The sequence below is a fragment of the Flavobacterium sp. 22659 genome (assembly GCF_052044235.1).
Taxonomy (GTDB): Bacteria; Bacteroidota; Bacteroidia; order Flavobacteriales; family Flavobacteriaceae; genus Flavobacterium; species Flavobacterium johnsoniae.
The window spans coordinates 19,793-46,184 of record NZ_JBQEMU010000004.1 but is presented as its reverse complement, the minus strand read 5'-3'; the positions used below and the strand labels follow the sequence as shown (position 1 = coordinate 46,184).

General features: G+C 33.4%; 28 protein-coding genes. 17 read left to right on the top strand and 11 right to left on the bottom strand.

The annotated features are described in order from the left end of the window. Positions 1–33: 33 nt before the first annotated feature. Positions 34–606: a cysteine hydrolase family protein gene (locus ACTJIW_RS05680; RefSeq protein WP_440715013.1), complete on the top strand. Its 573-nt coding sequence runs from the start codon at positions 34–36 to the stop codon at positions 604–606. Between the two features lie 29 nt (positions 607–635). Here the strand turns inward: ACTJIW_RS05680 and ACTJIW_RS05675 are convergent, their stop codons facing one another. Beyond that, positions 636–2,858, bottom strand: a complete 2,223-nt coding sequence (locus ACTJIW_RS05675) for an FUSC family protein (RefSeq protein WP_012024597.1) — start codon at positions 2,856–2,858, stop codon at positions 636–638. Between the two features lie 199 nt (positions 2,859–3,057). Here ACTJIW_RS05675 and def point away from each other — a divergent pair, with 199 nt between their 5' ends. From def to mazG, 3 genes are all read left to right on the top strand, one after another. After that, on the top strand, positions 3,058–3,648 hold the full coding sequence (gene def / locus ACTJIW_RS05670; RefSeq protein WP_012024598.1) for a peptide deformylase: 591 nt from the start codon (positions 3,058–3,060) through the stop codon (positions 3,646–3,648). A gap of 59 nt (positions 3,649–3,707) precedes the next feature. Beyond that, positions 3,708–4,193, top strand: a complete 486-nt coding sequence (locus ACTJIW_RS05665; protein ID WP_012024599.1) for a DUF5606 family protein — start codon at positions 3,708–3,710, stop codon at positions 4,191–4,193. Between the two features lie 102 nt (positions 4,194–4,295). Continuing rightward, the gene (gene mazG, locus ACTJIW_RS05660; protein WP_073409741.1) at positions 4,296–5,066 is read left to right on the top strand and encodes a nucleoside triphosphate pyrophosphohydrolase; all 771 of its coding nucleotides are present in this window, start codon (positions 4,296–4,298) and stop codon (positions 5,064–5,066) included. A 2-nt stretch (positions 5,067–5,068) separates the two neighbouring features. Here mazG and ACTJIW_RS05655 read toward each other — a convergent pair whose 3' ends face one another. Then, positions 5,069–5,749, bottom strand: coding sequence for a Crp/Fnr family transcriptional regulator (locus tag ACTJIW_RS05655; protein ID WP_012024601.1), 681 nt, complete (start codon positions 5,747–5,749; stop codon positions 5,069–5,071). A 207-nt stretch (positions 5,750–5,956) separates the two neighbouring features. Here ACTJIW_RS05655 and ACTJIW_RS05650 point away from each other — a divergent pair, with 207 nt between their 5' ends. The 8 genes from ACTJIW_RS05650 (at position 5,957) to ACTJIW_RS05615 (ending at position 14,671) form a co-directional block, all read left to right on the top strand. Next, positions 5,957–8,350 carry a heavy metal translocating P-type ATPase gene (locus tag ACTJIW_RS05650; protein WP_440715014.1) on the top strand — a complete coding sequence of 798 codons (2,394 nt, stop codon included), beginning with the start codon at positions 5,957–5,959 and terminating at the stop codon, positions 8,348–8,350. A gap of 108 nt (positions 8,351–8,458) precedes the next feature. Then, complete coding sequence (gene ccoS, locus ACTJIW_RS05645) at positions 8,459–8,650, top strand: cbb3-type cytochrome oxidase assembly protein CcoS (protein WP_044047718.1); 192 nt, start codon at positions 8,459–8,461, stop codon at positions 8,648–8,650. A 3-nt stretch (positions 8,651–8,653) separates the two neighbouring features. Next, a complete protein-coding gene (ccoN, locus tag ACTJIW_RS05640; protein WP_012024603.1) occupies positions 8,654–10,837 on the top strand; it encodes a cytochrome-c oxidase, cbb3-type subunit I in 2,184 nt (727 codons plus the stop codon). Positions 10,838–10,844: 7 nt separating this feature from the next. Further along, positions 10,845–11,039, top strand: a complete 195-nt coding sequence (locus ACTJIW_RS05635; protein ID WP_073409744.1) for a cytochrome C oxidase subunit IV — start codon at positions 10,845–10,847, stop codon at positions 11,037–11,039. Positions 11,040–11,042: 3 nt separating this feature from the next. Continuing rightward, a complete protein-coding gene (locus ACTJIW_RS05630) occupies positions 11,043–11,984 on the top strand; it encodes a cbb3-type cytochrome c oxidase N-terminal domain-containing protein (RefSeq protein WP_274253006.1) in 942 nt (313 codons plus the stop codon). An 11-nt stretch (positions 11,985–11,995) separates the two neighbouring features. Next, entirely contained in the window at positions 11,996–13,414 is a 1,419-nt protein-coding gene (gene ccoG / locus ACTJIW_RS05625; RefSeq protein ID WP_440715015.1) for a cytochrome c oxidase accessory protein CcoG, read from the top strand. Between the two features lie 13 nt (positions 13,415–13,427). Then, positions 13,428–13,877, top strand: coding sequence for a FixH family protein (locus ACTJIW_RS05620; RefSeq protein WP_440715016.1), 450 nt, complete (start codon positions 13,428–13,430; stop codon positions 13,875–13,877). A 92-nt stretch (positions 13,878–13,969) separates the two neighbouring features. Continuing rightward, positions 13,970–14,671, top strand: coding sequence for a sulfite exporter TauE/SafE family protein (locus ACTJIW_RS05615; protein WP_440715017.1), 702 nt, complete (start codon positions 13,970–13,972; stop codon positions 14,669–14,671). Here ACTJIW_RS05615 and hemN read toward each other — a convergent pair. From hemN to ACTJIW_RS05590, 5 genes are all read right to left on the bottom strand, one after another. After that, the gene (gene hemN / locus ACTJIW_RS05610; protein WP_440715018.1) at positions 14,668–16,032 is read right to left on the bottom strand and encodes an oxygen-independent coproporphyrinogen III oxidase; all 1,365 of its coding nucleotides are present in this window, start codon (positions 16,030–16,032) and stop codon (positions 14,668–14,670) included. The two genes, ACTJIW_RS05615 and hemN, sit on opposite strands and share 4 nt — an antisense overlap. 128 nt (positions 16,033–16,160) lie before the next feature. After that, positions 16,161–16,631, bottom strand: coding sequence for a hypothetical protein (locus ACTJIW_RS05605; protein WP_149207899.1), 471 nt, complete (start codon positions 16,629–16,631; stop codon positions 16,161–16,163). Between the two features lie 112 nt (positions 16,632–16,743). After that, a complete protein-coding gene (locus ACTJIW_RS05600) occupies positions 16,744–17,091 on the bottom strand; it encodes a hypothetical protein (protein ID WP_440715019.1) in 348 nt (115 codons plus the stop codon). Positions 17,092–17,208: 117 nt separating this feature from the next. After that, entirely contained in the window at positions 17,209–17,631 is a 423-nt protein-coding gene (locus ACTJIW_RS05595; RefSeq protein ID WP_012024611.1) for a DoxX family protein, read from the bottom strand. 120 nt (positions 17,632–17,751) lie between these two features. Then, a complete protein-coding gene (locus ACTJIW_RS05590; protein WP_440715020.1) occupies positions 17,752–19,380 on the bottom strand; it encodes an acyl-CoA carboxylase subunit beta in 1,629 nt (542 codons plus the stop codon). A 321-nt stretch (positions 19,381–19,701) separates the two neighbouring features. On the opposite strand from ACTJIW_RS05590, the gene ACTJIW_RS05585 reads away from it, so the two are divergent. The 4 genes from ACTJIW_RS05585 to ACTJIW_RS05570 all read left to right on the top strand — a co-directional run bounded on the left by ACTJIW_RS05585 (position 19,702) and on the right by ACTJIW_RS05570 (position 21,347). Continuing rightward, on the top strand, positions 19,702–20,292 hold the full coding sequence (locus ACTJIW_RS05585) for a TetR/AcrR family transcriptional regulator (protein ID WP_433810199.1): 591 nt from the start codon (positions 19,702–19,704) through the stop codon (positions 20,290–20,292). A 70-nt stretch (positions 20,293–20,362) separates the two neighbouring features. After that, positions 20,363–20,821, top strand: coding sequence for a hypothetical protein (locus tag ACTJIW_RS05580; protein ID WP_440715021.1), 459 nt, complete (start codon positions 20,363–20,365; stop codon positions 20,819–20,821). Between the two features lie 2 nt (positions 20,822–20,823). Beyond that, positions 20,824–21,135: a DUF3817 domain-containing protein gene (locus ACTJIW_RS05575; RefSeq protein WP_073409752.1), complete on the top strand. Its 312-nt coding sequence runs from the start codon at positions 20,824–20,826 to the stop codon at positions 21,133–21,135. A 5-nt stretch (positions 21,136–21,140) separates the two neighbouring features. Then, positions 21,141–21,347, top strand: coding sequence for a hypothetical protein (locus tag ACTJIW_RS05570; RefSeq protein WP_073409753.1), 207 nt, complete (start codon positions 21,141–21,143; stop codon positions 21,345–21,347). Positions 21,348–21,564: 217 nt separating this feature from the next. On the opposite strand, the gene lpxD is transcribed toward ACTJIW_RS05570, so the two are convergent. The 3 genes from lpxD to prfB form a co-directional block, all read right to left on the bottom strand. After that, a complete protein-coding gene (gene lpxD / locus ACTJIW_RS05565) occupies positions 21,565–22,563 on the bottom strand; it encodes a UDP-3-O-(3-hydroxymyristoyl)glucosamine N-acyltransferase (protein ID WP_440715022.1) in 999 nt (332 codons plus the stop codon). Positions 22,564–22,896: 333 nt separating this feature from the next. After that, the gene (msrB, locus tag ACTJIW_RS05560; protein ID WP_012024618.1) at positions 22,897–23,343 is read right to left on the bottom strand and encodes a peptide-methionine (R)-S-oxide reductase MsrB; all 447 of its coding nucleotides are present in this window, start codon (positions 23,341–23,343) and stop codon (positions 22,897–22,899) included. Between the two features lie 82 nt (positions 23,344–23,425). Continuing rightward, positions 23,426–24,524 (bottom strand): peptide chain release factor 2 gene (gene prfB / locus ACTJIW_RS05555; protein WP_121361670.1). Its coding sequence is split into 2 segments (ribosomal slippage): positions 23,426–24,460 and positions 24,462–24,524, totalling 1,098 coding nucleotides; the frame shifts between segments, so codons are not numbered across the junction. A 344-nt stretch (positions 24,525–24,868) separates the two neighbouring features. On the opposite strand from prfB, the gene ACTJIW_RS05550 reads away from it, so the two are divergent. Then, positions 24,869–25,888 (top strand): threonine aldolase family protein, encoded by a 1,020-nt coding sequence (locus ACTJIW_RS05550; RefSeq protein WP_012024620.1) that lies wholly within the window; start codon positions 24,869–24,871, stop codon positions 25,886–25,888. 140 nt (positions 25,889–26,028) lie between these two features. On the opposite strand, the gene ACTJIW_RS05545 is transcribed toward ACTJIW_RS05550, so the two are convergent. After that, entirely contained in the window at positions 26,029–26,349 is a 321-nt protein-coding gene (locus ACTJIW_RS05545) for a YbaB/EbfC family nucleoid-associated protein (RefSeq protein WP_121361669.1), read from the bottom strand. Positions 26,350–26,392: the final 43 nt, after the last annotated feature.

The following is a 26,392-nucleotide window of genomic DNA, read 5'->3' as shown; positions in this document are numbered from 1 at the left end:
CTGAGTCCTTTTTTAATTTTAACCAAAAAGAATATGGCACTTTCAAAAACAAACAATCCGGCATTAATTTTAATCGATATTCAAAAAGGATTTGATGATATTGATTATTGGGGCGGACAGAGAAATAATGTAAATGCAGAAGAAAACGCTGCTGAAATTTTAAATCTGTGGAGACAAAATAATCTGCCAGTTTTTCATATTCAGCATTGTTCTTCAAATCCAAATTCTTTGCTCAACGAAAATAATGCGGGGAATGAGTTTAAAGATGTGGTAAAACCAAATGAAGGAGAAATCGTTATTAAAAAGAATGTAAACAGCGCTTTTATAGGTACAAATTTAAAAGAACAATTGGATAATGCTAAAATAACGACATTGGTAATTGTAGGTTTAACAACAGATCACTGTGTGTCGACAACAACAAGAATGGCAGGAAATTTTGGTTTTGATACTTTTATCGTTTCAGATGCGACAGCAACCTTTAATAAAAAAGGAGTGGACGGACAGAATTTTTCGGCAGAACTAATTCATGAAACTGCTTTGGCAAGTTTAAATGATGAATTTGCAGCTGTTGTAACAACTGATTTTGTAAAACAAAATATCAAATAAAAACAAAGAAAACAAAAGAATTAAAAGCCTTAATCGTTCTTTACGGCTTTTAATTCTTTTGTTATTTTTAAAATTTTCTCTGCAAGATTGCTCATCCAGATTAACTGCTCAATAACCATCGAGGCTTCCTGCATTTTAGCCTGACGAGTTTCTTTATCCAATTCATCATCTGTTGCCAGACGAGTGAAGTTTTTGCGTTTTAGTTCCTCAAACTGTAAAGTCACATCTTCCTTGTCAAAAAAAGTATCCGTAATTATAGTTTCATTTCTTAAAATAGAAATCGAGTTATCTAAATTAGATAAAATGGTTTTTATAATATAATTGAATGAATCTGAAGCAGACGTTGTTTGATGTGACTGAATATAAGTTGATAAAGACGCTAATGCAGACAAAAGCGAATGGTTTAAAACTACCAGTTTATTTACCAAAGGCATTGTTTTTTGCTTAGATTTTGGCTCCTGCATCATACGCTGAAAAGAAGTCATTAAATTTCCAATTTCAACAAAAGCATTTTTTCTGGCTAATCGGTATGAAGTTGGAATTTCTCCTTTTTTATTATAAAAATCAGCAATTTCTTTGAGATAATTTCGATTTGCCCTAATTGCATTTTCGATATGAATAGGCGTGTTTATAAACTCCCAGGCAGGCCATAAAAACTGATTGGCTATAAATGCCAAAGTCGCTCCGGTAAGCGTATCTAAAATTCTAAACTGAATAACTTCTACAACATTTGGAGTTAAAATGCCATAGATAAATACAACATACATAGTTACAAATGTTGCACTTATTTTATAGTTAATTTGAGTAAAAGAAATACCTAAAAGCATGCATACAATTGAAAAAATACTTAATGCAACATGATTTTGAATTATGGACACAATTCCAAAAGCTAATAATCCGCCTAGGATAGTCCCAAACATACGATTATATGATCGTTCTTTGGTTAATCCGTAACCAGGGCGCATAATTACTACAATGGTAAGTAAAATCCAATAAACGTTTTGAAGATCCAGCATTTCTCCAATAAATAAACCAATTAAAATCGTAATGGTTAATCGCAGAGAATGCCTGAAAATAGACGAAGAGTAACTTAAATTTTCAGTAAGTGTTCTTAAAGGGTAGTATTGAGGTGTTAAGAATTTTTCTAACTCCTTATCTTTATCTTTCAATTTATAAGACTGCATTGCCAGTGATAACGCACGCTGAATAATTTTAATTTTTCCAACCTGATTTTTGGCATATTTCAGCATATTGGTCAGCATTAAAACGCCTTCTGCAGCTTCTTCTTTTCCTAATGTTTTTTCATAATCAAAAATGGCAAATTCTAAAGCATCTAATTCATTTTTAAGATCGTCTTTGTCAACATAAACTGCAATATGATGTACATTTTTAGAAAGCTTTTTAAGTGTTGAAGCCAGTTTGTAAGCTACATTTTGATACGTACGAAGAACTTCGGGATGTTTAGCAAATTTTTCATGAAGTTTACTATGATCGAATGATGTATATAATGCAAGTTCCTGAATTTCAACCAAAGTAATAAAAACCAAAAGCATTTTTCGGTTTTGGCTTGTTGTTCCAGATGCATTTTGATTTCCGATAAGCATTTTACGCAAATCTTCATGAATCAAATTCAAATCGACTTGTATGGCAAGCTGTTTTTCAATTATTTTTTCGCGATTCGCTTCCGGACTCCATAAATCTCCTCTTAGTTTTAAATATTTTGCCGTCAGCTTTATACCTTCTGCAATTTGCAATTCTACATATTTATAAGGCTGTACAAAATGAAAAACAAGTGAAACTATCAGATATAAAATTCCTCCAATAAAAATAAACCCAGAATATTGAAAAGCTTCCCAGCCTTCGTGCAAATGTCCAAAGGATAACGAAATAGATAATAAGGCAGAAAACGAAACCAGTGTGGCACGCTGTCCATAAACCGAAATCATCGAACATAAAAACAATAAAAATCCTAAAAAAGGATAAAATAAAAAAGGAAATGGATAAGCAAGATTTACTAATAAATTTACACCCGATACAATAAACGATGCAACGATTAATCCTTTAATTTTGTGGCTTAAAGAACTTGGGATATCACTGGGATAAGTATAAAAAGCACCCAGTGCAATAGTAAAACCTATTTCAAAATGGCCTAAAAAATTCAAAATTAAAACGGGCACAACTGAAGCAATTGTTACTTTTGAAGCGTTTAAAAAAGAAGTACTGTTTGTAAATTTTGAGATGCGGTCAAACATATAATGAGGTTTACTAGCAAAGTTAAGAATTGTACGAAATATTTTGGCATAATTATAGCTGAGTTTTCCAAAGCATATAAAAAATATGTTATAATGTGCGTTTACAACTATTGGTTGACTATTTTTTACTATTTTTGCCAGCTGAATTATGAGAACCGATTTTTAAGGTTTTCGTTAGAAAAACATTAAATAAAAACAAATGATTTTACCAATTGTAGGATATGGTGATCCTGTTTTAAGAAAAGTAGGTACGGCAATTACGCCAGATTATCCTAACTTAAAAGAGACAATAGCAAACATGTATGAAACCATGTATAATGCTTACGGAGTTGGACTTGCTGCACCGCAGGTAGGTTTGCCAATACGTATATTTGTTATCGATACAACACCTTTTAGTGATGACGAGGATTTGCCGGCAGATGAACAAAAGGATTTAAAAGGTTTTAAAAGAACTTTTATCAATGCTAAAATTGTTAAAGAAGAAGGTGAGGAGTGGAGTTTTAACGAAGGATGTTTGAGTATTCCGGATGTTCGTGAAGATGTTTACAGAAAACCAACTGTTACAATTGAATACTGCGAAGAAGATTTTGTAATGAAAACAGAAGTTTTTGACGGCTTAATTGCAAGAGTAATTCAACACGAATACGACCACATCGAAGGAGTTTTATTTACAGATAAAATATCTTCTTTGAAAAAGCGTTTGATTCAAAAGAAATTGAAAAATATCACAGAAGGCAAAACGTTTCAGGAATACAGAATGAAATTTGCAGCCGCTAAAAAAGGCAGATAATGTTCTAAAAAAGAACATCAAAAAAATACTAGAAATTCTTAATACTAATTTTAATAAACATGAATTTAGACAAAATTTTAGCCATTTCTGGGAAACCAGGTTTATATGTATTGAAAGTGCAGACTCGTACAGGTTTTGTGGCAGAATCATTATTAGATGGAAAAAAAATCACAGTAAACTTAAAAAGTAACGTAAGTTTATTATCTGAAATTTCAATTTATACATACGAAGGTGAAAAACCATTGACTGAAGTAATGCAAAAAATTGCAGTAAAAGAAAACAAAGGTCAGGCTATTTCTCATAAAGAAGATAATGCAACTTTAAGCGCTTACTTCAAAGAAATTTTGCCAGAATATGATGAAGAAAGAGTTTATCCTTCAGATATTAAAAAAGTATTAAACTGGTACAATACACTTCAGGCTAAAGGCTTAGTAACAGATTTAGCTCCGGCTGCTGCTGAAACTCCGGAAGAAGCTCCTGCTGCTGAAGAAAAACCAAAAAAAGCGCCAGCTGCTAAAAAAGCTAAAGCTAAAAAAGAAGAATAGCAGTTTACTGCATTCAAAATATATTAATCCTGTTAAGATGTTTTCTTAACAGGATTTTTTACTTTTACATCATTCGGTTACAATATCAAAAATACTTCAAAAATGAGCAGAGAACTTCAATTAAAAGCCTTCGAAAGATTATTAATTATAATGGATGAACTTCGTGAGCAGTGTCCGTGGGATAAAAAACAGACTTTGCAGACATTAAGGCATTTAACTATTGAAGAAACCTATGAATTAGGAGATGCTATTTTGGATAATGACTTAAACGAAGTAAAAAAAGAACTTGGCGATTTGCTACTACATATCGTGTTTTATGCAAAAATAGGTTCAGAAACCAATGATTTTGATATTGCCGATGTCTGCAATGAAATCTGCGATAAATTAATTCATCGTCATCCGCATATTTACAGCGATACTGTTGTAAAAGATGAAGAAGAAGTAAAACAAAACTGGGAAAAACTAAAATTGAAAGAAGGTAAAAAATCAGTTTTAGAAGGTGTTCCGAGAAGTTTACCCGCATTAGTAAAAGCAAGCCGAATTCAGGATAAAGTAAAAGGCGTTGGTTTTGACTGGGAAGAACCACATCAGGTTTGGGATAAAGTTCAGGAAGAGCTTGAAGAATTACAAGTTGAAGTTCAGGCTGGAGATCAGGATAAAATTGAAGCTGAATTTGGAGATGTTTTATTCTCGATGATTAATTATGCCCGATTTTTAAATGTAAATCCGGAAGATGCTTTAGAACGCACCAATAAAAAATTCATTAAGCGTTTTCAATATTTAGAAAGCAAAGCTTCAGAATTAGGAAAACCTTTAATGGATATGACTTTGGCCGAAATGGATGTTTTTTGGAATGAAGCGAAAAAGCAATAAAACTATTCTGCCAGTTTTTTTAAGGCTTTTACGTTTTTCAGCATAATTTTTTTACCAACTAATTCAATCAATTCCAATTTATTAAAATCAGATAGTAATCGGATACAGCTTTCAGTTGCAGTACCAATTATTCCGGCAAGTTCTTCTCTGGTAAGCTGTACTTTAAGGGTTTTATCTGGATTTTCACCAAAATCATCATGAAGCTGCAGTAAAGTTTCAGCCAGACGCTGTTTTACTGTTTTTTGAACTAAAGCGATTTTGTCATTGTCAGATTCCTTCAAATCTTCGCATACAGACTGCATCAGGTTCAAAGAAAATTGATTGTTGTTATTAAAGAAATGAATAATTTCAGATTTCGGAATAAAACAAACTTCCATATCAGCAATTGCTTTTGCAGATAAATTGGCTGGTTCATTGCTAATCATAGAACGCTGGCCTAAAAGTTCACCAGATTTTACAAGTTTTACAATCTGGTCTTTTCCGTTGGCACTTAATTTAGACAGTTTTCCAACTCCGTCCTTAACACAAAAAACGCCGTTGGTAACTTCACCTTCTTCAAAAATAGCCTCACCTTTTTTAATAGTGTAAGTCGTTTTACTGCTGGCAAGTTTTACAACTTCATCTTTATTAAGAGCCTTTAATGAAGAAAGCTGTCTAACGATACATTGATCACATTTACTCATAGCAATTAAAAAAAGTTTGATGCAAAATTAACCAATATTGGGCTTTCTTGGTAATTTTATTGTCTAAAAAATACATAAAAAAGTGATTATCGCTGTTTGAGCGTTTTAATTTGCTAAATTAGAATTTTGAATTCATTGTAACATGATAAATATCATAGTTATAATTACTGCTTTTTTGGAATATTTGTCGAATTAAAAAAACAAATTATGAGTGAGCAGAGTTGTTTTCATTGCGGGCTTGAAATTCCTAAAGATGAAGAAATCAATTTTGATGAAAAAACATTTTGTTGCACAGGCTGTAAAACAGTTTACGAAATTTTTAGTCTAAATGATTTAACCTGTTATTATGATTTCGAAAAATCTCCTGGCGCAACTCCGCAGGATATTAAAGGCAAATATGATTTTTTAGACAACGAATCTATTCTTGCCAAAGTTTTAGAGTTTCAGGAATCAAATACTTCAATAGTTTCTTTAAATATCCCTCACATTCACTGCAGTTCATGTATCTGGATTCTGGAAAACTTAAACAGATTAAATTCAGGTATAAGCAGTTCTCAGGTTAATTTTCCGGAAAAAAGAGTTAGAATCACTTTTAATTCAGAAATCGTATCGCTAAAAGAAATTGCCTATTTATTGAGTTCAATTGGTTACGAACCTTATATAAGTTTAGAAAACTACGAAACAGGAAAAACAAAAGTAGACAGGAGTTTAACCTATAAATTGGGTGTTGCTTTTTTCTGCTTCGGAAATATTATGCTGCTTTCTTTTCCGGAATATTTCGAAATGAAAGAATTTTGGTTAGATAGCTACAAACCGTTTTTTAGACTTTTGATTTTTGTTTTGGCTCTGCCAAGCTTCTTTTATTCAGCGAGTGGTTATTACGTTTCGGCCTATAAAAGTATCAAAAGCGGTATGCTTAACATTGATATTCCAATTGCATTAGGAATCATTGTAATGTTTATACGAAGTACTTATGATATGCTAATGGACCACGGACCGGGATTTTTTGACAGTCTTGCCAGTTTGGTTTTTTTTATGCTGCTTGGGAAAATGTTTCAAATTAAAACCTACAGTTTTTTAAGTTTTGAAAGAGATTTTAAATCCTATTTTCCTATTGCTGTTACCCGAATTAATTCAGATGCATCTGAAGAAAGTGTGCCAATTTATGATGTTTTAAAAGGAAACAGACTCTTAATTAGAAATCAGGAGCTAATTCCTGTTGATGGTATTTTAATTAGTGAAAAAGCTGAGATCGATTATAGTTTTGTAACGGGAGAAGCAGTTCCAATTACAAAAAAATCGGGAGATAAAGTTTTTGCCGGCGGAAAACAAATTGGAAAAGTGATAGAAATGGAAGTTTTACATTCTGTTTCTCAAAGTTACTTAACACAGTTATGGAGCAATGAAGTTTTTCAAAAAAAAGTGCAGCAAAAGCATAAAACAATTACAGATGCAATAAGCCGTTATTTTACGCCAATTTTATTATTAATTGCATTTGCAGGATTTGGTTATTGGATATTTATTGATGCCAATACAGCTTTTAATGTTTTTACGGCAGTTTTAATTGTTGCATGCCCTTGTGCATTGGCTTTAACAGCTCCGTTTACTTTTGGAAACATTCTCAGAATAATGGGAAAACAAAAGATGTATCTAAAAAATGCTTTGGTTATAGAGCAATTGGATAAAGTTGATACCATCGTTTTTGATAAAACAGGAACTATTACAACCAATAAAAAATCGAATATCATATACGAAGGAACAAATATTTCTGCCGATAATTATTTGTTGATTAAAAATGTTCTCCGAGGATCTAATCATCCGTTAAGCAGAATGTTGTATGACTTTTTGCCTGAAAACAAACGAATTAAAATTGATGATTTCCAGGAAATTACCGGAAAAGGTATTCTGGCAGTCGTAGAAGGTAAAGAAATAAAAATAGGGTCTTCATCATTTGTAGAAAGTCCTGTTGCAGAGGTATCTGAGATAGAACGAACAGCGCTTCATATCAAAATAGATAATCTTTATCTGGGAAAATTCGTTTTTCAAAACCAATATCGCGAAGGGTTAGAAAAATTATTTGCAACACTCAGCAAAGAGTACAACATCAAAGTCCTTTCTGGAGATAATGATGGAGAAAGAAATACTCTTGAAGAAATCCTGCCAAACAATACAGAATTGGTTTTTAATCAAAAACCAGAACAGAAATTAGAATTTATCAAAGGACTTCAATCGCAAGGCAAAAACGTTATGATGGTTGGAGATGGTCTAAACGATGCTGGAGCTTTAGCGCAAAGTAACGTTGGTATTTCAGTTTCTGAGAATGTAAATGTATTTTCTCCGGCCTGCGATGCGATCTTAGATGCAGGTGTATTTTCAAAATTGAATTACTTTTTAAAACTGTCTCATAAGTCAATTTTAATAATTAAAATGAGCTTTACTTTATCGCTGCTTTATAATGTAGTAGGATTGGCATTTGCAGTCACCGGAAATCTAAATCCGCTCGTTGCTGCAATCATAATGCCGCTTAGTACAATTACCATTGTAAGCTTCGTTACTATCATGTCTAACTATTTCAGCAAGAGTAATTTATATCAGATTTAAATAATTCAAAGAATATTTTTTTTAATTTTAGTATTCTTCTCCGACTATGATAATTATCATATTTTAAACGCCAATCACCTAGTAATTTTGTTAATATAAATTTATGGTATGAGTGTTATTTATCTATTAATTTCAGTAAGTATTTTCGTAGCAGTTTGTTTCTTTATTGCTTTCATTATTGCTGTAAAATCCGGTCAGTACGATGACGATTATACGCCCTCGGTCAGAATTCTTTTTGATGACGAGACAAAAATTACTTCCCAAAATAATAATTCACCAATCGAAGAAAAACAAGTATAAATTATGGAAATGGAACAGTTTTATTACGACAACAAAATTGTAAAAAAATTCATTTACGCCACCATTCTTTTTGGAGTCGTGGGTATGTTAGTGGGACTGACCTTAGCGGTTATGTACCTTTTTCCCAATATCACAGACGGGATCTCATGGCTTAGTTACGGTCGTTTAAGACCTTTGCACACTAATGCCGTTATTTTTGCCTTTGTTGGGAATGCTTTCTTTGCAGGTATGTATTACTCAATGCAAAGATTGCTGAAAGCCAGAATGTTCAGTGACTTTTTAAGTAATCTGCACTTTTGGGGATGGCAGTTAATTATTGTTGCTGCCGCAATTACATTACCATTAGGATATACTTCTTCAAAAGAGTATGCAGAGCTTGAATGGCCTATTGATATTGCTATAGCGTTAATTTGGGTAGTAATGGGAATTAATATGATAGGTACAATGCTTCGAAGAAGAGAGCGCCACCTGTATGTAGCAATTTGGTTTTACCTTGCTACGTTTGTTACGGTTGCTGTACTGCATATTTTTAACAACATCGAAATTCCGGTTTCAGCATTAAAAAGTTATTCAGTTTATGCAGGTGTTCAGGATGCTTTAGTACAATGGTGGTACGGACACAATGCAGTTGCGTTTTTCTTAACAACACCATTTTTAGGATTGATGTATTACTTTGTTCCTAAAATTGCAAATCGTCCTATTTACTCTTACAGATTATCAATTATTCACTTCTGGTCTTTAATTTTTATCTATATCTGGGCAGGGCCTCACCACTTATTATATTCAGCTTTACCAAACTGGGCTCAAAACTTAGGAGTTGCGTTTTCAGTAATGCTTATCGCTCCATCTTGGGGAGGTATGATCAACGGACTTTTAACATTAAGAGGTGCATGGGATAAAGTTAGAGAAGAACCGGTTTTAAAATTCTTCGTAGTAGCAATTACAGGTTACGGAATGGCTACTTTTGAAGGGCCGATGTTATCTCTTAAAAATGTAAATGCTATTGCGCACTATACTGACTGGATCGTAGCTCACGTACACGTAGGTGCTTTAGCTTGGAACGGATTTATGTCATTTGCAATTATTTACTGGTTGATTCCAAGAATGACAAAAACAACTTTGTTCTCTAAGAAACTGGCAAACTTCCATTTCTGGATTGGTACTCTGGGTATTATTGTCTATACAATTCCTTTATATGTTGCCGGATTCCAACAAGCTTCGATGTGGAAACAATTTAATCCAGACGGAACTTTAACTTACGGAAACTTCCTAGAGACAGTTACAGCGATTATGCCAATGTATTGGATGAGAGCTATTGGAGGTAGTTTGTACTTAATAGGAATGCTGACATTAGTTTATAACATCATCATGACAGTTAGAGCTGGTGAGCCAGTTGAAGACGAATTAGCCCAGGCTCCGGCTTTACAAAAAATAAGCAGTAACAGATTGAGCGGAGAAAAATTCCACTCATGGTTAGAAAGAAAACCAATTCAGTTAACTATTCTGGCTACGATTGCCATTTTAATTGGAGGTATTATTCAAATTGTACCAACCATTATGGTAAAATCAAATATTCCAACTATTTCGAGTGTAAAACCATATACACCGTTAGAACTTGAAGGACGTGATTTATATATCAGAGAAGGTTGTGTAGGATGTCACTCTCAGTCAGTTCGTCCGTTTAGAAGTGAAGTTGAACGTTACGGAGTACAGTCAAAAGCTGGAGAGTTTGTTTATGACCATCCATTCTTATGGGGATCAAAACGTACAGGACCAGATTTATTAAGAGTAGGTGGTAAGTACAACGACAACTGGCACTTTAACCACATGTGGAATCCTCAAAGTACATCGGCAGGATCTATTATGCCAGGATATAAATGGTTATTTGATAACAAACCGCTTGATATTTCATTGACACAAAAGAAAATGAATGCTATGATTTCACTTGGAGTTCCTTATTCAGCACAAGATGTTGAAAATGCACAAAGAACATTAAGAGAACAGGCAGTTAAGATTGAGAAAAGCTTAGAAAGTGATCCTGACTTTGTGAAAAGTTATGAAGACAGCAAGAAAAAAGCAGCTGCAAAAGGAGAAAAATTCATTCCGATGAATGAAAGAGAAATTGTCGCTTTGATTGCTTATATACAAAGACTTGGTACTGATATTAAAGTAAAAGAAACTAAATAACAGCATTATGTTTGAACAAATAAAACACAATATGGAAACGATATCGGGTGTAGAAATTTACCCGATACTTTCCCTCTTGATTTTCTTCTTCTTTTTCGTAGGATTAGGCATTTGGGTGTTTTCTTATAGAAAAGATAAAATTCAGGAAATGAGTAATATACCTTTAGAAGAAGGGCAAGTTATAATCTCAAAAGATAGATAAAAAATGAAAAAGTTTTTCCCAGTATATGTTAGAGTACCGTTGATTTTCTTCATCGTATTTGCTTTGATGGAATATTTCATAGATTCAGGCGATAAGCCCGCTTTTATCAAATATCCAATGGTATCTGTCTTTTTATTTGTTTTCTTATTTATTTTGATTGCAATCGAAGTTACGCTTAGTGCTGTAAACAGAGTGATGTATCAATTAATGTCGCCGGAAGAAAAAGCAAAATTAGAATACGAAAATAGTTTAAGCTTAAAAGAAAGCACCTGGTTCAAAGAATTAATGCACAAGCTTACTAAGACAGAACCAATGTCTAAAGAAGCTGACTTATTAATGGATCATGATTATGACGGAATTAAAGAGCTAGACAACAATTTACCGCCTTGGTGGGTGTATTTATTCTACATCTGTATCATTTTTGGGGTAATCTATGTAGTTCGTTACGATGTATTAGGAGCTGATGATCAGGAAATGGAGCTTAAGAAAGAAATGGCTCAGGCAAAAATTGATGTTGAAGAATACCTGAAAACAGCGCCGGATTTAATGGATGAAAAAACAGTTGTTTTACTTACAGACGAAGCAAGCCTTGCGGCAGGAAAAGAAATCTTTACAAACAATTGTGCTGCCTGCCACAGAGCAGATGCAGGAGGGCAGATTGGTCCAAACTTAACAGACAACCGTTGGATTTTAGGAGGAGGAATTAAAAATCTGTTCCATACAATTACAAACGGAGGCCGTGACGGAAAAGGAATGATTGCCTGGAAAGGTACTCTGAAACCAAAAGAAATTCAAAAAGTTGCGAGTTATATTTTGTCTTTACAAGGAAGTAATCCTAAAGATCCAAAAGAAGCAGAAGGTGAAGTTTGGGTAGACGAAAGTGCACCAATCAACGACGCAACCTCAGCTGCACCAAAAAAAGATACCACAGAAGTTAAAAAATAAAATAGAATACCATGTCAAATTTACCAGACGAAGCTTTTAGAGATACCATTGGAACAATAGATGAAGGTGGTAAAAGGAAATTTATTTTTCCCAAAAAACCGTCTGGTAAATTTTATGATTACCGCAAAATAGTCAGTTATGTTTTGCTGGCAATTTTAGTCATAAATCCGTTTATAAAAGTAAACGGAAACCAGTTTATGATGTTCAATATCATTGAACGTCGTTTTAATATTTTCGGATTTCCTTTTTGGCCGCAAGATTTTTACCTCTTCGTAATTTCAATGCTTGTAGGCGTTGTATTTATAATCTTATTTACCGTTGTTTTTGGCCGAATATTTTGCGGCTGGATTTGTCCGCAGACCATCTTTCTTGAAATGGTTTTTCGCCGGATAGAATATTGGATTGACGGCGACCGCGGTTCACAATCACGTTTGGCAAGACAGGAATGGAATGCCGAAAAAATAAGAAAGAGATTGATTAAATGGACGATTTTCTTTATAATTTCTTTCGCTATTGCAAATGTCTTTTTAGCTTATTTGGTAGGAAGTGATGCTTTGCTGCTAATGATTGAACAAGGCCCGATTCAGCAGGCAAGCAATTTTATTGCACTTTTAATTTTTACCGGAGTTTTCTACTTTGTTTTTGTATGGTTTCGTGAGCAGGTTTGTATCATTGCCTGTCCTTATGGAAGATTGCAAGGCGTTCTTTTAGATAATAAATCAATCAATGTAGCGTATGATTTTGTTAGAGGAGAAAAAGAAGAAGGAAGAGCAAAGTTTAATAAAAAAGAAGACAGAGCTTTAACCGGAAAAGGAGATTGTATTGATTGTCTTCAATGTGTTCATGTCTGCCCAATGGGAATTGACATTAGAAACGGAACTCAGTTAGAATGTACAAACTGTACAGCTTGTATTGATGAATGCGATCATATTATGGAAAGTGTAGGACTGCCAAAAGGACTTATACGTTATGCATCAGAAGATGAAATCGTTAAAAAAGAACCTTTTAAGTTCACTGCCAGAATGAAAGGCTACAGTGCAGTTTTATTTATATTATTGAGTATTTTTGTTGGAATGTTGTTTTTAAGAACTGATCTTCAGGCAGTTGTTTTACGTTTACCTGGACAGCTTTTTCAACATAAAGGAGAAAAAATAAGCAACGTTTACACTTATAAAATTGTCAACAAGACAATGAAAGATTACAACGATATTCATTTTGAATTAATCGATCAAAAAGGTGAAATTAGAAATGTTGGAAAACAGCATTTTAAAGTACCAAAAGAAGGAATTTCTCAAGGAACATTGTTTATAGAAATTGATGAAGTACTGCTGGAAAGTGACAAAACTAATGTAAAAATTGGTGTGTACAACGGCAGAGAACTTCTAGAAACTACCAAAACAAATTTCTTAGGACCACGAAGTTTTAATTAAAATATATATCATCATGAAAATTAATTGGGGAACAGGAATTGTCATTGCATTTGCATTGTTTATGACCTTTATTTTATATTTTGTTTTTGAAGTACAATCAAATAGTAAATATGACAATGATTTGGTTGTAGAAGAATATTACAAACATGATACGCATTTTCAGGAAGAAATGGCCCGAATTCAGAATGCGCATGATTTACAGCATAAACCTTTAATTAAATTTGAGGAAGAAGGAGTAAAAGTTACTTTTCCTGTCACTTTTGAAAGTGAGAAAATAAAAGGTAACATTTTATTGTACAGACCTTCAAATAAAAAATTTGATTTTGATACACAAATTGCCTTAACCAATTCTTCTATAGTTATTCCGCACAAAAAATTAATTAAAGGACGCTGGGATGTTAATATGGAATGGCAGTATGAAGGTAAAAAATACTTAACAAAAGAAGTTATCTACGTAAATTGATTCGTCTTTTAGCCTAAAGTAATACAGTCCCCACGGAAAATGTCTCGCAGGGGCTACATATTTGTCTGAATTAATTATAAAAAACAAATAAAATGTTGTTTTCAGCTTTTATATTAGGTCTTATCAGCAGTCTGCATTGTGTTGGAATGTGCGGGCCAATTGCTATGATGCTTCCTGTTGATCATCAAAATGAAGCTAAAAAAGTAACGCAGATTATTACTTATCATTTAGGAAGGTTAACAGCATATGCTGCAATTGGTTTAATTTTCGGATTATTGGGCAGGGGATTTTTCCTGGCAGGAATGCAGCAGCGAATGTCTATTTTTATTGGTATAGCAATGATTTTAATTGCTTTGATACCAGGAAAAATATTTGCGAGATACAACTTTTCAAAACCCGTTTATAAAATTATCTCAAACATAAAATCAAGTTTAGGAAGCCAGTTTAAAAAGAAAAGTTATAAATCTCTTTTTACAATTGGTTTACTTAATGGATTTTTGCCTTGCGGAATGGTTTATGTTGCTTTATTTGGGGCAATTGCCATGCAGAGTGCCGGCTTTGGTGTTTTGTATATGTTTCTGTACGGATTAGGAACTATTCCTTTAATGACAATTGTGGTTTATGTAAAATCACTTTTAAAATTACCATTTAGAAATAAGATTCAAAAAGCAATTCCTTATGTTGCAGTAATTATTGGAATTTTGTTTATTCTGAGAGGTTTAGGTTTAGGAATTCCCTATTTATCTCCTTCAAATATGAGTTTGTTTGTTCAGGGAACTCCTAATTGTCATTAAACCGTCATCGAAAACAAATTGGTTTCCGGTGACTTTCTTTTTAAATGTAAATCAAAAGCCATACAGATATTACGAACAAAAGGTCTTCCGGCTTCAGTAATTTTTATTTTATTCTCTTCAATTAAAATCAATTGATCGTTTTCTATTTCTTTTAGAGATAATAAAACTTCAGGCAGTTCTTTAAAATATAAAGAATCATTGCTCCAGGATGTTTCAAGCTCACAGGTTAAGTTTAAAATATGTTTTCTGATGATAAGATCTTCATTATTTAAAATATGGCCTTTTACAACCGGAAGCTGGTTCCATTCTAAAATTTGATAGTAATCTTCCAGATTTTTAGTGTTTTGTGCAAAGCCATACCAGCTGTCGCTAATTGAAGAAACTCCTAAACCAATCATAAGCTGTGTTTTAGAAGCACTGTAACCCATAAAATTTCGATGCATTGTTTTGTTTTGCGCCGACTGATATAAACTATCAGATTTTAAAGCAAAATGATCCATGCCAATTTCATGATACCCATTTGTAGAAAGTAATAGTTTACCGGTTTCATAAAGTTTTCTTTTCTCGGCATCTTTTGGGAGGTTTTCTTCATTAAAACCACGTTGTCCGTTTCCTTTTATCCAAGGCACGTGAGCATAGCTGTAAAATGCCAGTCTGTCTGGTTTTACAGAATTGGTTTTTTCGACTGTATCAATTACATCTTCAACCGTTTGAAAAGGAAGCCCAAATATAATATCGTGTCCTATAGAAGTGTAACCAATTTCTTTGGCCCAAAAAGTTACTTTGGCCACATTGTGAAAAGGCTGAATTCGGTTGATTGCTTTTTGTACCTTTTCAGAATAATCCTGAACTCCAAAACTAACCCGGCGAAAGCCTAAATCAAATAATCTTTTTAATTGATCGTAGGTAGTGTTATTAGGATGTCCCTCAAAGCTAAACTCATGATTTTCGGCTTTATTTGCAAAACTGAAAATACCATTTATTAAATGCTCTAAATTATGTGCCGAAAAAAAAGTAGGTGTTCCGCCTCCTAAATGAATTTCCTTTATAAGAGGTCTTTCAGGTAATAAATTGCAGTACAATCTCCATTCTTTTAAAACGGCTTGTATGTATTTTTCTTCAACAGTATGATTCTTTGTAATTCGTTTGTTGCAGCCGCAAAATGTGCACATGCTTTCGCAAAATGGAAGATGAATGTATAAACTTATTCCGTTTTGAGAATTGCTTTCAGAAAACGCTCTTTGAAATGATGATTTCCATTCTTCTATCGTAAAAGCAGCTTCATTCCAATAAGGTACGGTAGGATAACTGGTGTATCTTGGCCCTGGTACATTGTACTTTTGGGTTAGTGAAATTTTCATAAAGACGGATTTAGTTTTCACCAAAATTACTACACGAAACTGGGGTATAAAATGACAAATATCATATTAATTAACAAAAAAAAAGAGACCCATAAAGAGCCTCTTTCTACTGAATTAAATAACTAACATTAAATAGAATCCTGAATGATTTTAAGCCATTTTTTCGCAAACATATGATCCTGATAAACGCTTATTTGTTTAATGCGGTCATCGTCAAAATCATAGAATGGAATTATTATTTTTCTAGAAGTTTCTTTATCCTGAAATTCAAAATCGATTTTTACGATTGTATCTGAACTGCCTTCTGTAGTTAAAACTAATTTACAAGACGAAACACTTTTTAAATCTACATAAGTAGATTCCTGTTGATTTGGATTGAAATTCATTAAAATGAATTTTCTGTTTTTTTGATCGATCGTAAGTGTTTTGTTGCTTTGAGATTCAGTCAAATCAAATTGCTCCGGATTATTTGGATTGAATTTCTTTTTGATGTTTAATATTCTTGATTTGTTTGCAGCGCTCGAGCGTGCTGAAAAATACATTGGAATGGCTACTATGATGGCGATCACAATACCAATTATGGTTACACTTGTTTCCATTTTTGATTTAAGTTTTTGGTGAAAAATAAATGAAACGATAAACAGTTTTCAGGATGAAAACGGTTTACTTATTTGTGAAGAATTGCTCTTCAGAATAAAATTCAAGTTTTATTTACCAGAAAAAATGGAAGGCGTAGAGCAATAACATGATTTTTTTGCTCTGAGTAGTAAACTGATTTGTAAAGTTAAATGCAGATTTAACTGCTTTATGAGGCGGTATAACAACTAACAGCGCATCAAACCATTTGATGACAACGGCTGTATCTGTTTTAATATTTGCAGCAAATTGATAACTGCCCTGAGGCTGAATAAATGCTGATGAATCGACTGTTTCTTTGCAGAAATTGGTATCCGTTTTTTGACTTTCATTTTTTTGCACAGGAAACTCGTTTGCCTGAGCAGCAAAAAGTCCTATGATCAAAAGTGATACAAAAAATATGGTTTTACGAATCCAATTCATGGCTGCGAATTTAGTTCATAAAACACAATAAATGAAATTTTAAGTGCTAATTACTTCTTAAAAGTAGCTTTATTATTTTATCCTCAACATTTGTAGAATAGTTGAGGATAAAATTTTTTATTGCTGCATTTTAAAGTAATAGTCGGCTGAGTGTTTTCCTCCTCCGTAAAATAAGAAGAAGATGCAAAGCAGTAAAACTACTATGGCAAGAATTAAACTTTCAGAGTGCATGCGTCCCATAAAATTAACGAGAACAGCACCAAATAGTACAGGTAATTGAGCTGCAATTGCCCAGCGGGTAAGCAGCCCGAATACAATCATTATGCCTCCAATCATGTGGGCCGGTGCAATATAATGCAAAAGAAACATTCCGCCCCCAAACTGATCTATAGGAGAAATTAAATCATGTAAATACTGAATGTTTGTTACAAATGAAATTCCTTTCATAAATAAAAAAACACCCAATATAATACGCACCAAATCTACTGGTAAATAAGTATGCGAATTCGCCCACTTATTTAAGCTTTTAACATTTTCCATGATACTACGTGATTAAAAATTACATATAAAGTTACTAATTTTTAATGATATATTTAATTTAAGTATCTGAAAATAAGTTTTTTGATATTTATTTAACAGCTTTTCAAAATTTTCAAACTGCTAAACCTGAATAACTCCCAAATTAAATGGTTTTTGAATAGGAGCGTGGTTTGCTGCTTCGATTCCCATTGAGATCCATTTGCGGGTATCAAGCGGATCGATAATAGCATCTGTCCATAATCTTGAAGCTGCGTAATACGGAGAAGTCTGCTCGTCGTAACGTGCTTTTATTTTATTGAATAATTCTGCTTCTTTGGCTTCATCAATAACTTCGCCTTTGGCTTTAAGCGAAGAAGCTTCAATTTGCGCCAAAACTTTAGCAGCCTGAGTTCCTCCCATAACAGCAAGTTCTGCACTTGGCCATGCGAAAATTAATCTTGGATCATAGGCTTTTCCGCACATCGCATAATTTCCTGCACCATAAGAATTACCTACAATTACTGTAAATTTTGGTACAACAGAATTGCTTACTGCGTTTACCATTTTAGCACCATCTTTAATAATGCCGCCATGTTCAGATTTTGAACCTACCATAAATCCGGTAACATCTTGTAAAAATACCAGCGGAATCTTCTTTTGATTGCAGTTTGCAATAAAACGGGTTGCTTTATCAGCGCCGTCAGAATAAATTACGCCTCCAAACTGCATTTCTCCTTTTTTGGTTTTTACCACTTTTCGCTGGTTCGCCACAATTCCAACAGCCCAGCCGTCTATTCTGGCATAACCGGTTATTAATGATTGTCCGTAACCTTCTTTATAGGCTTCAAATTCTGAATTATCAACCAAACGTTTTATGATTTCCATCATGTCGTATTGATCTGTTCTGGCTTTTGGTAAAATTCCGTAAATGTCATTTTGGTCTAAAGCTGGTTTTTCAGCTTTGATTCGGCTGTAGCCGGCTTTATCAAAATCACCAATTTTATCTACAATATTTTTAATTTTATCTAAAGCATCTTTGTCATCTTTAGCTTTATAATCTGTAACTCCAGAAATTTCGCAGTGTGTTGTTGCGCCGCCCAGAGTTTCGTTGTCGATAGTTTCTCCAATTGCTGCTTTAACCAAATAACTTCCGGCAAGAAAAATACTGCCTGTTTTATCTACAATTAAAGCTTCATCGCTCATAATGGGCAGATAAGCACCTCCGGCAACACAGCTTCCCATAACGGCAGCGATTTGTGTAATTCCCATACTGCTCATTTGAGCATTATTTCTAAAAATGCGTCCGAAATGTTCTTTGTCAGGAAAAATTTCATCCTGCATAGGAAGGTAAACTCCGGCACTGTCTACTAAATATATAATTGGAAGTCTGTTTTCGATAGCAATTTCCTGCGCTCGAAGATTCTTTTTTCCTGTTATTGGAAACCAGGCTCCGGCTTTTACCGTCGCATCATTGGCAACCACAATGCATTGCTTTCCTTTTATGTATCCTATTTTAATTACAACTCCGCCAGAAGGACATCCGCCGTGTTCAGCGTACATTCCTTCGCCGGCAAAACCGCCAATTTCAATACTATTTGAATTTTCATCTAATAAATAATCGATACGTTCACGAGCCGTCATTTTTCCTTCGGCATGTAATTTTTCAATTCGTTTTTCGCCTCCGCCCAATTTTACTTTGGCAAATTTTTGTTTTAATTCTGAAAGTAAGAGTTTATTGTGATCTTCGTTTTTATTGAAGTTTAAATCCATGATATAATATTGATTTTACAAAATAGTGTTGGCTAATTTACAAAATCAATTGAAATAAACCGATTGCTTTGTGAATTAAGAAAAATTTTATAATCCTGGTTTTTTATTTAAGCACATAGAAACATTCCCGATAGCTATCGGGATTTATAGTTTTAAGAAAGAAGCAAAAAGAAACTAGTTTCTACCACATAGCCTTACTATGTTTGTTTAAACAAATGAAACGCCTTTTGAAGTTTTTTAAATCTATGTTTCTATGTGTTTAAATCAATTACACCAATTATTTTTCTTTAATTTGCTTTTTCATACCAATTAGTATTTTTTATGTCTAAAGCTGCCAATACCCGACTTACTATTCTTCATAAAGCATTTGAATTGATATACACTAAAGGATATCAAACTACTAGTGTTGATGAAATTATTGCAACAACTCAAGTTACAAAAGGAGCTTTTTATTATCATTTTAAAAATAAAGATGAAATGGGAGTTGCAATTATAGAAGAAATTCTAAAGCCAACAATGCAGGAACATTTTATAAAACCAACAGAGGTTTCTCAAAATCCAATTCAAGATTTTTATAATATGATTTCATACCTGTTATTGGAAGATCCTTTTTTGCAGGTAAAATATGGCTGTCCGGTTGGAAATCTTACTCAGGAAATGACGCCCTGGAATACTAAGTTTAGCGAAGCTTTGACTGAATTAGTCAATTTATGGAAAACTACAATTATAAATTCAATTGAAAAAGGTAAAGAATCTGGTTTGATTCGCAAAGATGTTATTGGTGAACAAGTAGCTTTTTTTATCCTTTCAGGCTATTGGGGAATACGAAATTTTGGAAAACTTCAAAATGATAATTCAGTATATCTTGTTTATTTAGAAGAACTTAAGAAGTATTTGGACGGTTTGAAATAAAATTATTTTTCAAAACATACTAATTAGTATGTTTTTTTGAATATATTTGCATTGTCTAAATCAAAAAACAATGTATCAAACTATTTTATCAGGCCATTCTTTTATAAGATGGCTCGTATTATTAAGCTTATTATATTCTATGTATATCGCTTACAAAGGTTATTCTCAAAAACTTCCTTTTACCAAAAAAGATAATCTCATACGGCACTGGACAGCAACAATTGCTCATATCCAGCTTCTTTTTGGAATTTTGGTTTATATGCAGAGTCCAATTGTGAAATATTTCTGGAGAAATTACAAAGATGCTTTTCTAAATCTGGATGCTTCATTCTTTGGAATTATTCATATCTTTTTAATGTTAACTGCGATAGTTTTCATTACAATTGGCTCGGCTTTAGCCAAAAGAAAACTTTCTGATGAGCAAAAATTCAGAACCATGTTTTTGTGGTTTTCAATTGCTTTGATAATTATTTTTATTGCCATTCCGTGGCCATTTTCTCCTCTTGCAAGCCGACCTTATTTTAGATAATTATGAAAAATTTATTCAATACAAATACCGGACGATTACGAATTATTGGTTTCCTTGAAGGAACGTCACTTTTAATTCTGCTTTTTATTGCAATGCCAATGAAATATGTTTTTGAAATGCCATTTTTAACGAGACCTGTTGGAACAATTCATGGCGCTTTATTTCTGCTTTTTGTTTTTAACACTTTAAGTGTTGGAGTAGAACAGAACTGGAAATTTAAGGACACAACCTGGAAAGTGCTTTTGGCCTGCGTAATTCCGTTTGGCACTTTTTACATCGATTCTAAGATTTTAAGTAAAATTCAAAACCATTAAAATTTATGATTTTTGTATTCAAAACAAACGTTGACAGTATTTCGAAAGTAAAGAAAGTTACCCCAAAACTGAATCGGTTATTTCCCAATTCAAAATGGAATTTTGATCTTGAAGATTGTGATAATATTCTGCGATTTGAATGTAAAGATGATAGTATTGAAAAGGTAATTTTTTTAATGAAAGTAATTGGTTTCGAATGTGAAGCCTTATAAAAACAGAAAACATCCGTTGCAGCGGATGTTTTTTATATAAACGATTGCGTGTAATTAATTTAAACACATAGAAACATAGGTTTTTAGTTTTCTTAATAAAGATTAAAAAAATGATATATCATTTACACATAGCCTATATTTGTTAATGCAAATGAAATGCCTTTTGCGAAAACAAAATTTATGTTTCTATGTGTTTAAAAATATTTAGAATTACAGATTATTTTTTAGGAGCACAAACCATTCGTTTTAACATTGCCCATTGTTTTAATGCATCACGAGCTTCTACAGCCGGATAACCCAGCATTGTTTTTCCGGCAGGAACGTCTCCAGTAACACCAGATCCGGCGCCAATTACAGCTCCGTCACCAATTGTGGTATGGTCTTTTATAGAAGCGCTTCCGCCAATGATAACTCCGTTTCCTAAAGTTACAGAACCTGCTAAACCGCTGTTTCCTGCCATAATACAGAATCGGCCTAATTTACTGTTATGTCCAATCTGTACTAAATTGTCGATTTTACAGCCGTCGCCTAAAACGGTCGAACTGAATTTTCCACGGTCAACGCAGGAATTGGCTCCAATTTCAACTCCGTTTCCAATAATTACATTTCCAATTTGAGGAATTTTTACTAAACCTTTTTCAGTGCAAGGACGAAATCCAAAACCATCAGCTCCAATTGTAGCATTTGGGTGAATAATACAATCGCTTCCAATATGACAACGCTCACGTACAACGCTTCCCGACCAGATAATGGTGTTTTTTCCAATAGTACATTCGTCTAGAATGGTAACGTTTGGGTAAATTGTTGCATTAGCACCAATTTCAACTTTAGGTCCAATATAACATCCCGCACCAATTTTAGCACCTTCGCCAATTACAGCTGTTTCGTCTATACTGGCAGTTTTGTGTATATTGTTATGGAATATTGGTGTAGGAGGAGCAAAAAGAGCAAGGATTTGTGACATGGCCAAATCTGCATTTTTAACCTTAATAAAAGCGCGATTTTCACCAGGCTCAATCGAAATATCCTCGTTTACAACTGCAATAGATGCATTTGATGTCGACCAGTATTTTTCGTATTTTTTATTTCCTATAAAAGAAATCTCTGAAGTTGTAGCTTTTTCTAATTGCTCAGTTGCGGTAATGTTCTGCGAAGTAGTGCCGTAAATTACGCCATTAATTACTTCATTAATTTCTTGAATTGAATAGGATCTCATTGACAATTTTAATCGACTTAGGGTTAATTTTTGCCAAATAAAACAAATTAGATTTTAATTACCTAATAAATTTTTTATGTTTCTTAATAAATATTTAAAATAGAAGTCTAAATATTACAAAATTAACATTTTAACTATTAAATTACTGAAAGTTTTTTAATGTTTGGAATTGCTGTAGCTGTGTTTTTGACTTAATTGTCTTAATTTTGATGCTGTAGGAAATAAATAATTTAATTGATAAGTAGCGACTTACATTTGTTTTGTTAATTGTTTAGTTCAGTGAAGATTAAAAAAAAGCGATTCGCTTTTTTTTGAAGGAATCGCTTGTAGAATTTATTCTTTAATTTTTGATAGTGAAATAGCATTTATGCAGTATCGTAAACCTGTTGGAGGAGGTCCATCAGGGAATACGTGTCCTAAATGTGCGTCGCATACATTACAGACAACTTCAACACGTATCATGCCGTATGATTTGTCTGCATGATAACCAATTGCATTTTCTTTAATTGGCTGTGTAAAAGAAGGCCAGCCTGTTCCTGATTCAAATTTTTCACTCGCATCAAAAAGAACAGTTCCGCAGCATTTGCATTCGTAAATTCCGGGATCAAATAAACTGCACATTTCAGAGCTGAAGGATCTTTCAGTTCCTTTTAAACGTGTTACCTGATATTCTTCAGGAGTTAAAAGCTGTTTCCATTCTTCTTCTGTTTTCTCCACTCTTTTATCCGGAGTTGGATTTCCTTTATTTGTAAAATGAATTACATCTGCCCATTTTATCATAACTATTTTTTTTAGTTTTCAGTCTCAGTTTTCAGTCTCAGTACAGTCTCAGTTTATTGAAAACTGAGACTGCGACTGAATACTATTCCTCTTCCTTCTGTCCCATCATCATTAAATAGGCTTTCAGGAATGCATCTATATTTCCATTCATAACGCCGTCGACATCGCTGGTTTCATAACCTGTACGAACGTCTTTTACTAATTTATAAGGCTGCATTACGTAGTTACGAATCTGCGAACCCCATTCGATTTTCATTTTTCCGGCTTCAATATCGGCGCGTTGTGCCTGTTGTTTCTTTAACTCAATTTCATACAATTGAGAACGAAGCATCTGCATAGCACGCTGTCTGTTGTCCTGTTGTGATCTTGTCTCAGAACACTGAATCTGGATTCCGGTTGGTTTATGTACTAATTGAACTTTTGTTTCAACTTTATTTACGTTCTGTCCTCCGGCACCACTTGATCGCGACGTAGTAATTTCGATATCGGCAGGATTAATGTCAATTTCGATACTGTCATCAACAAGCGGATAAACATATACAGACACAAACGAAGTATGACGTTTAGCATTACTGTCAAAAGGAGAAATTCTAACCAAACGGTGAACTCCGTTTTCGCCTTTTAAATAACCAAAAGAATAATCGCCTTCAAACTCTAAAGTTACAGTTTTAATTCCTGCTACATCACCTTCCTGAAAGTTAAGTTCTTTTATTTTGTAACCATAACTTTCTCCCCACATCATGTACATACGCATCAGCATTCCGGCCCAGTCACAACTCTCTGTTCCTCCGGCTCCGGCCGTAATTTGAACTACTGCACTTAAACTGTCACCTTCGTCAGAAAGCATGTTTTTGAATTCGATGTTTTCTATATGAGACTGAGTTACATTGTATTGTTCGTCTAATTCTTCTGTAGAAAGCTCACCTTCTTTATAAAAATCATAAGCAAGCTGTAATTCATCTGTTAGAGATACGGCTTTATCATAATCTTCAATCCATTTTTTCTTGTTTCGAAGATTTTTTACAATGTTTTCTGCTTCCTTAGGATTGTTCCAAAAGTCAGGAGCAAAAGTTTTTTCTTCTTCGTTTGCAATTTCGATTAGCTTGGCATCAACGTCAAAGATACCTCCTCAACGCACCAAGGCGCTCCACAATACCTTTTACTTGTTCGGCTGTTGTCATAAATTAATAACTTGTTTTAGATGTTTTTTGTTGATATTGCATTGGTTTAGATTTTAAAACCCAATGCTTAATTTCGTTGTACAAAAATAAGATTTAGTTTTTAGAATACAGCTATAAATTATGGTGCAAAAAAGAGAGATATTTGAGAACTAATTTTTTAGTAAAAACAATTGTTTAGAAAAATAAGAAATCAATTTTTGAATTATTAATGCTAGTTTTATATGTTTTTTATAAATATTACGTTAATTTGGTTCTATGTAATCTCTAAGTTAAAATTTATTAAAACTTGAGATTATTAACAAACAGTTATACGTAATTTTGCAGTCCAAAATATATAGTTTTATATGGAAATAAATTTAATCAGCGATACCATTACTAAGCCTACGTATGAGATGCTTCAGTATATGTTTAACGCTCACGTTGGCGACGATGTATACAAGCAAGATCCTACGGTTATCGAATTAGAGACAAGAGTAGCCGAGTTTTTTGGTATGGAAGCTGGACTTTTTTTTCCGTCTGGAACTATGGCAAATCAAACTGCAATTAAACTTCATACACAGCCGGGTGAACAGTTAATTGCTGATAAATATGCTCATGTTTTTCATTATGAAGGAGGAGGAGTTTCTTTTAACAGCGGTGTTTCGTGCTGTTTGTTAGATGGAGACCGCGGTATGATAAATGCAAAACAGGTTGCTGCAGCGATAAACGATCCGGAATTTTACCATAGTCCGCTGACGAGTTTGGTTTGTGTAGAAAATACAACAAACAAAGGGGGCGGCGCTTGTTATGAATTGCAGGATTTAAGAGATATTAAAAAAGTTTGTGACGCTAATAATTTGAAGTTCCACTTAGATGGTGCCAGAATTTGGAACGCATTGGTTGCTAAAAGACAGAACCCGAAGGAGTTTGGAGCTATTTTCGATACTATTTCAGTTTGTTTGTCTAAAGGATTAGGAGCTCCAATTGGTTCTGTTTTGCTTGGAAGTAAAGCTGATATTCATAGAGCGTTGAGAATCAGGAAGATATTAGGTGGTGGAATGCGTCAGGTAGGTTATTTGGCAGCAGCGGGATTATATGCTTTGGCAAACAATATAGAACGTCTAGCCGAAGATCATCGCAGAGCAAAAGAAATTGGAGCAATTTTAAGCACCAAATCTTGGGTGGCTTCAGTAGAACCAGTTGAAACTAATATTTTGATTTTTTCATTAGCAGAAGGCTACAGCGATCAGCTTTTGATAGAAAAATTAAAACAGAAAAATATTTTAATAAGTTCTTTAGGGCACAATAAACTTAGAATTGTTACGCATTTAGATTATAAAGAGGTAATGCATACTTATGTAGTTGAAACGCTTTCGAAGATTTAGGAAAGAGGGACAAAGGTTTAGAGGGACAAAGGGGCAAAGGTTAAAAAAAAAGACGCATTATTTGCGTCTTTTTTTGATTCAAGGTTTTCATAATAAAAAACCTTTGTCCCTTTGTATCTCTGAACCTTTGTTTCTTAAAATTATTTAAACAAATTATCCATTCCAGGAATAGAAGGCATATCCATTCTGGCAACAGCATCAAGTTCTCTTTCATTTACACTTGTTGCTTTTTCGATTGCTTTGTTTAGAGTTACAACTAAGTAATCTTCTAATTGTTCTTTATCTTCTAAAAGAGAATCATCGATAGAGATTGATTTTACTTTTCTATTTGCAGTAACTGTAATTTTTAATAATCCATCAGCGCTTTGTTCGTCAATTAAAACAGTATCAAGGCGTTTCTTTGTATCTTCAATTTTTTGCTGGGTTTCTTTAAGTTTACCCATCATTCCCATTAAATCCATTTTTTGTTGATTTTAATATTATTTCATACAAAATTAGTATATT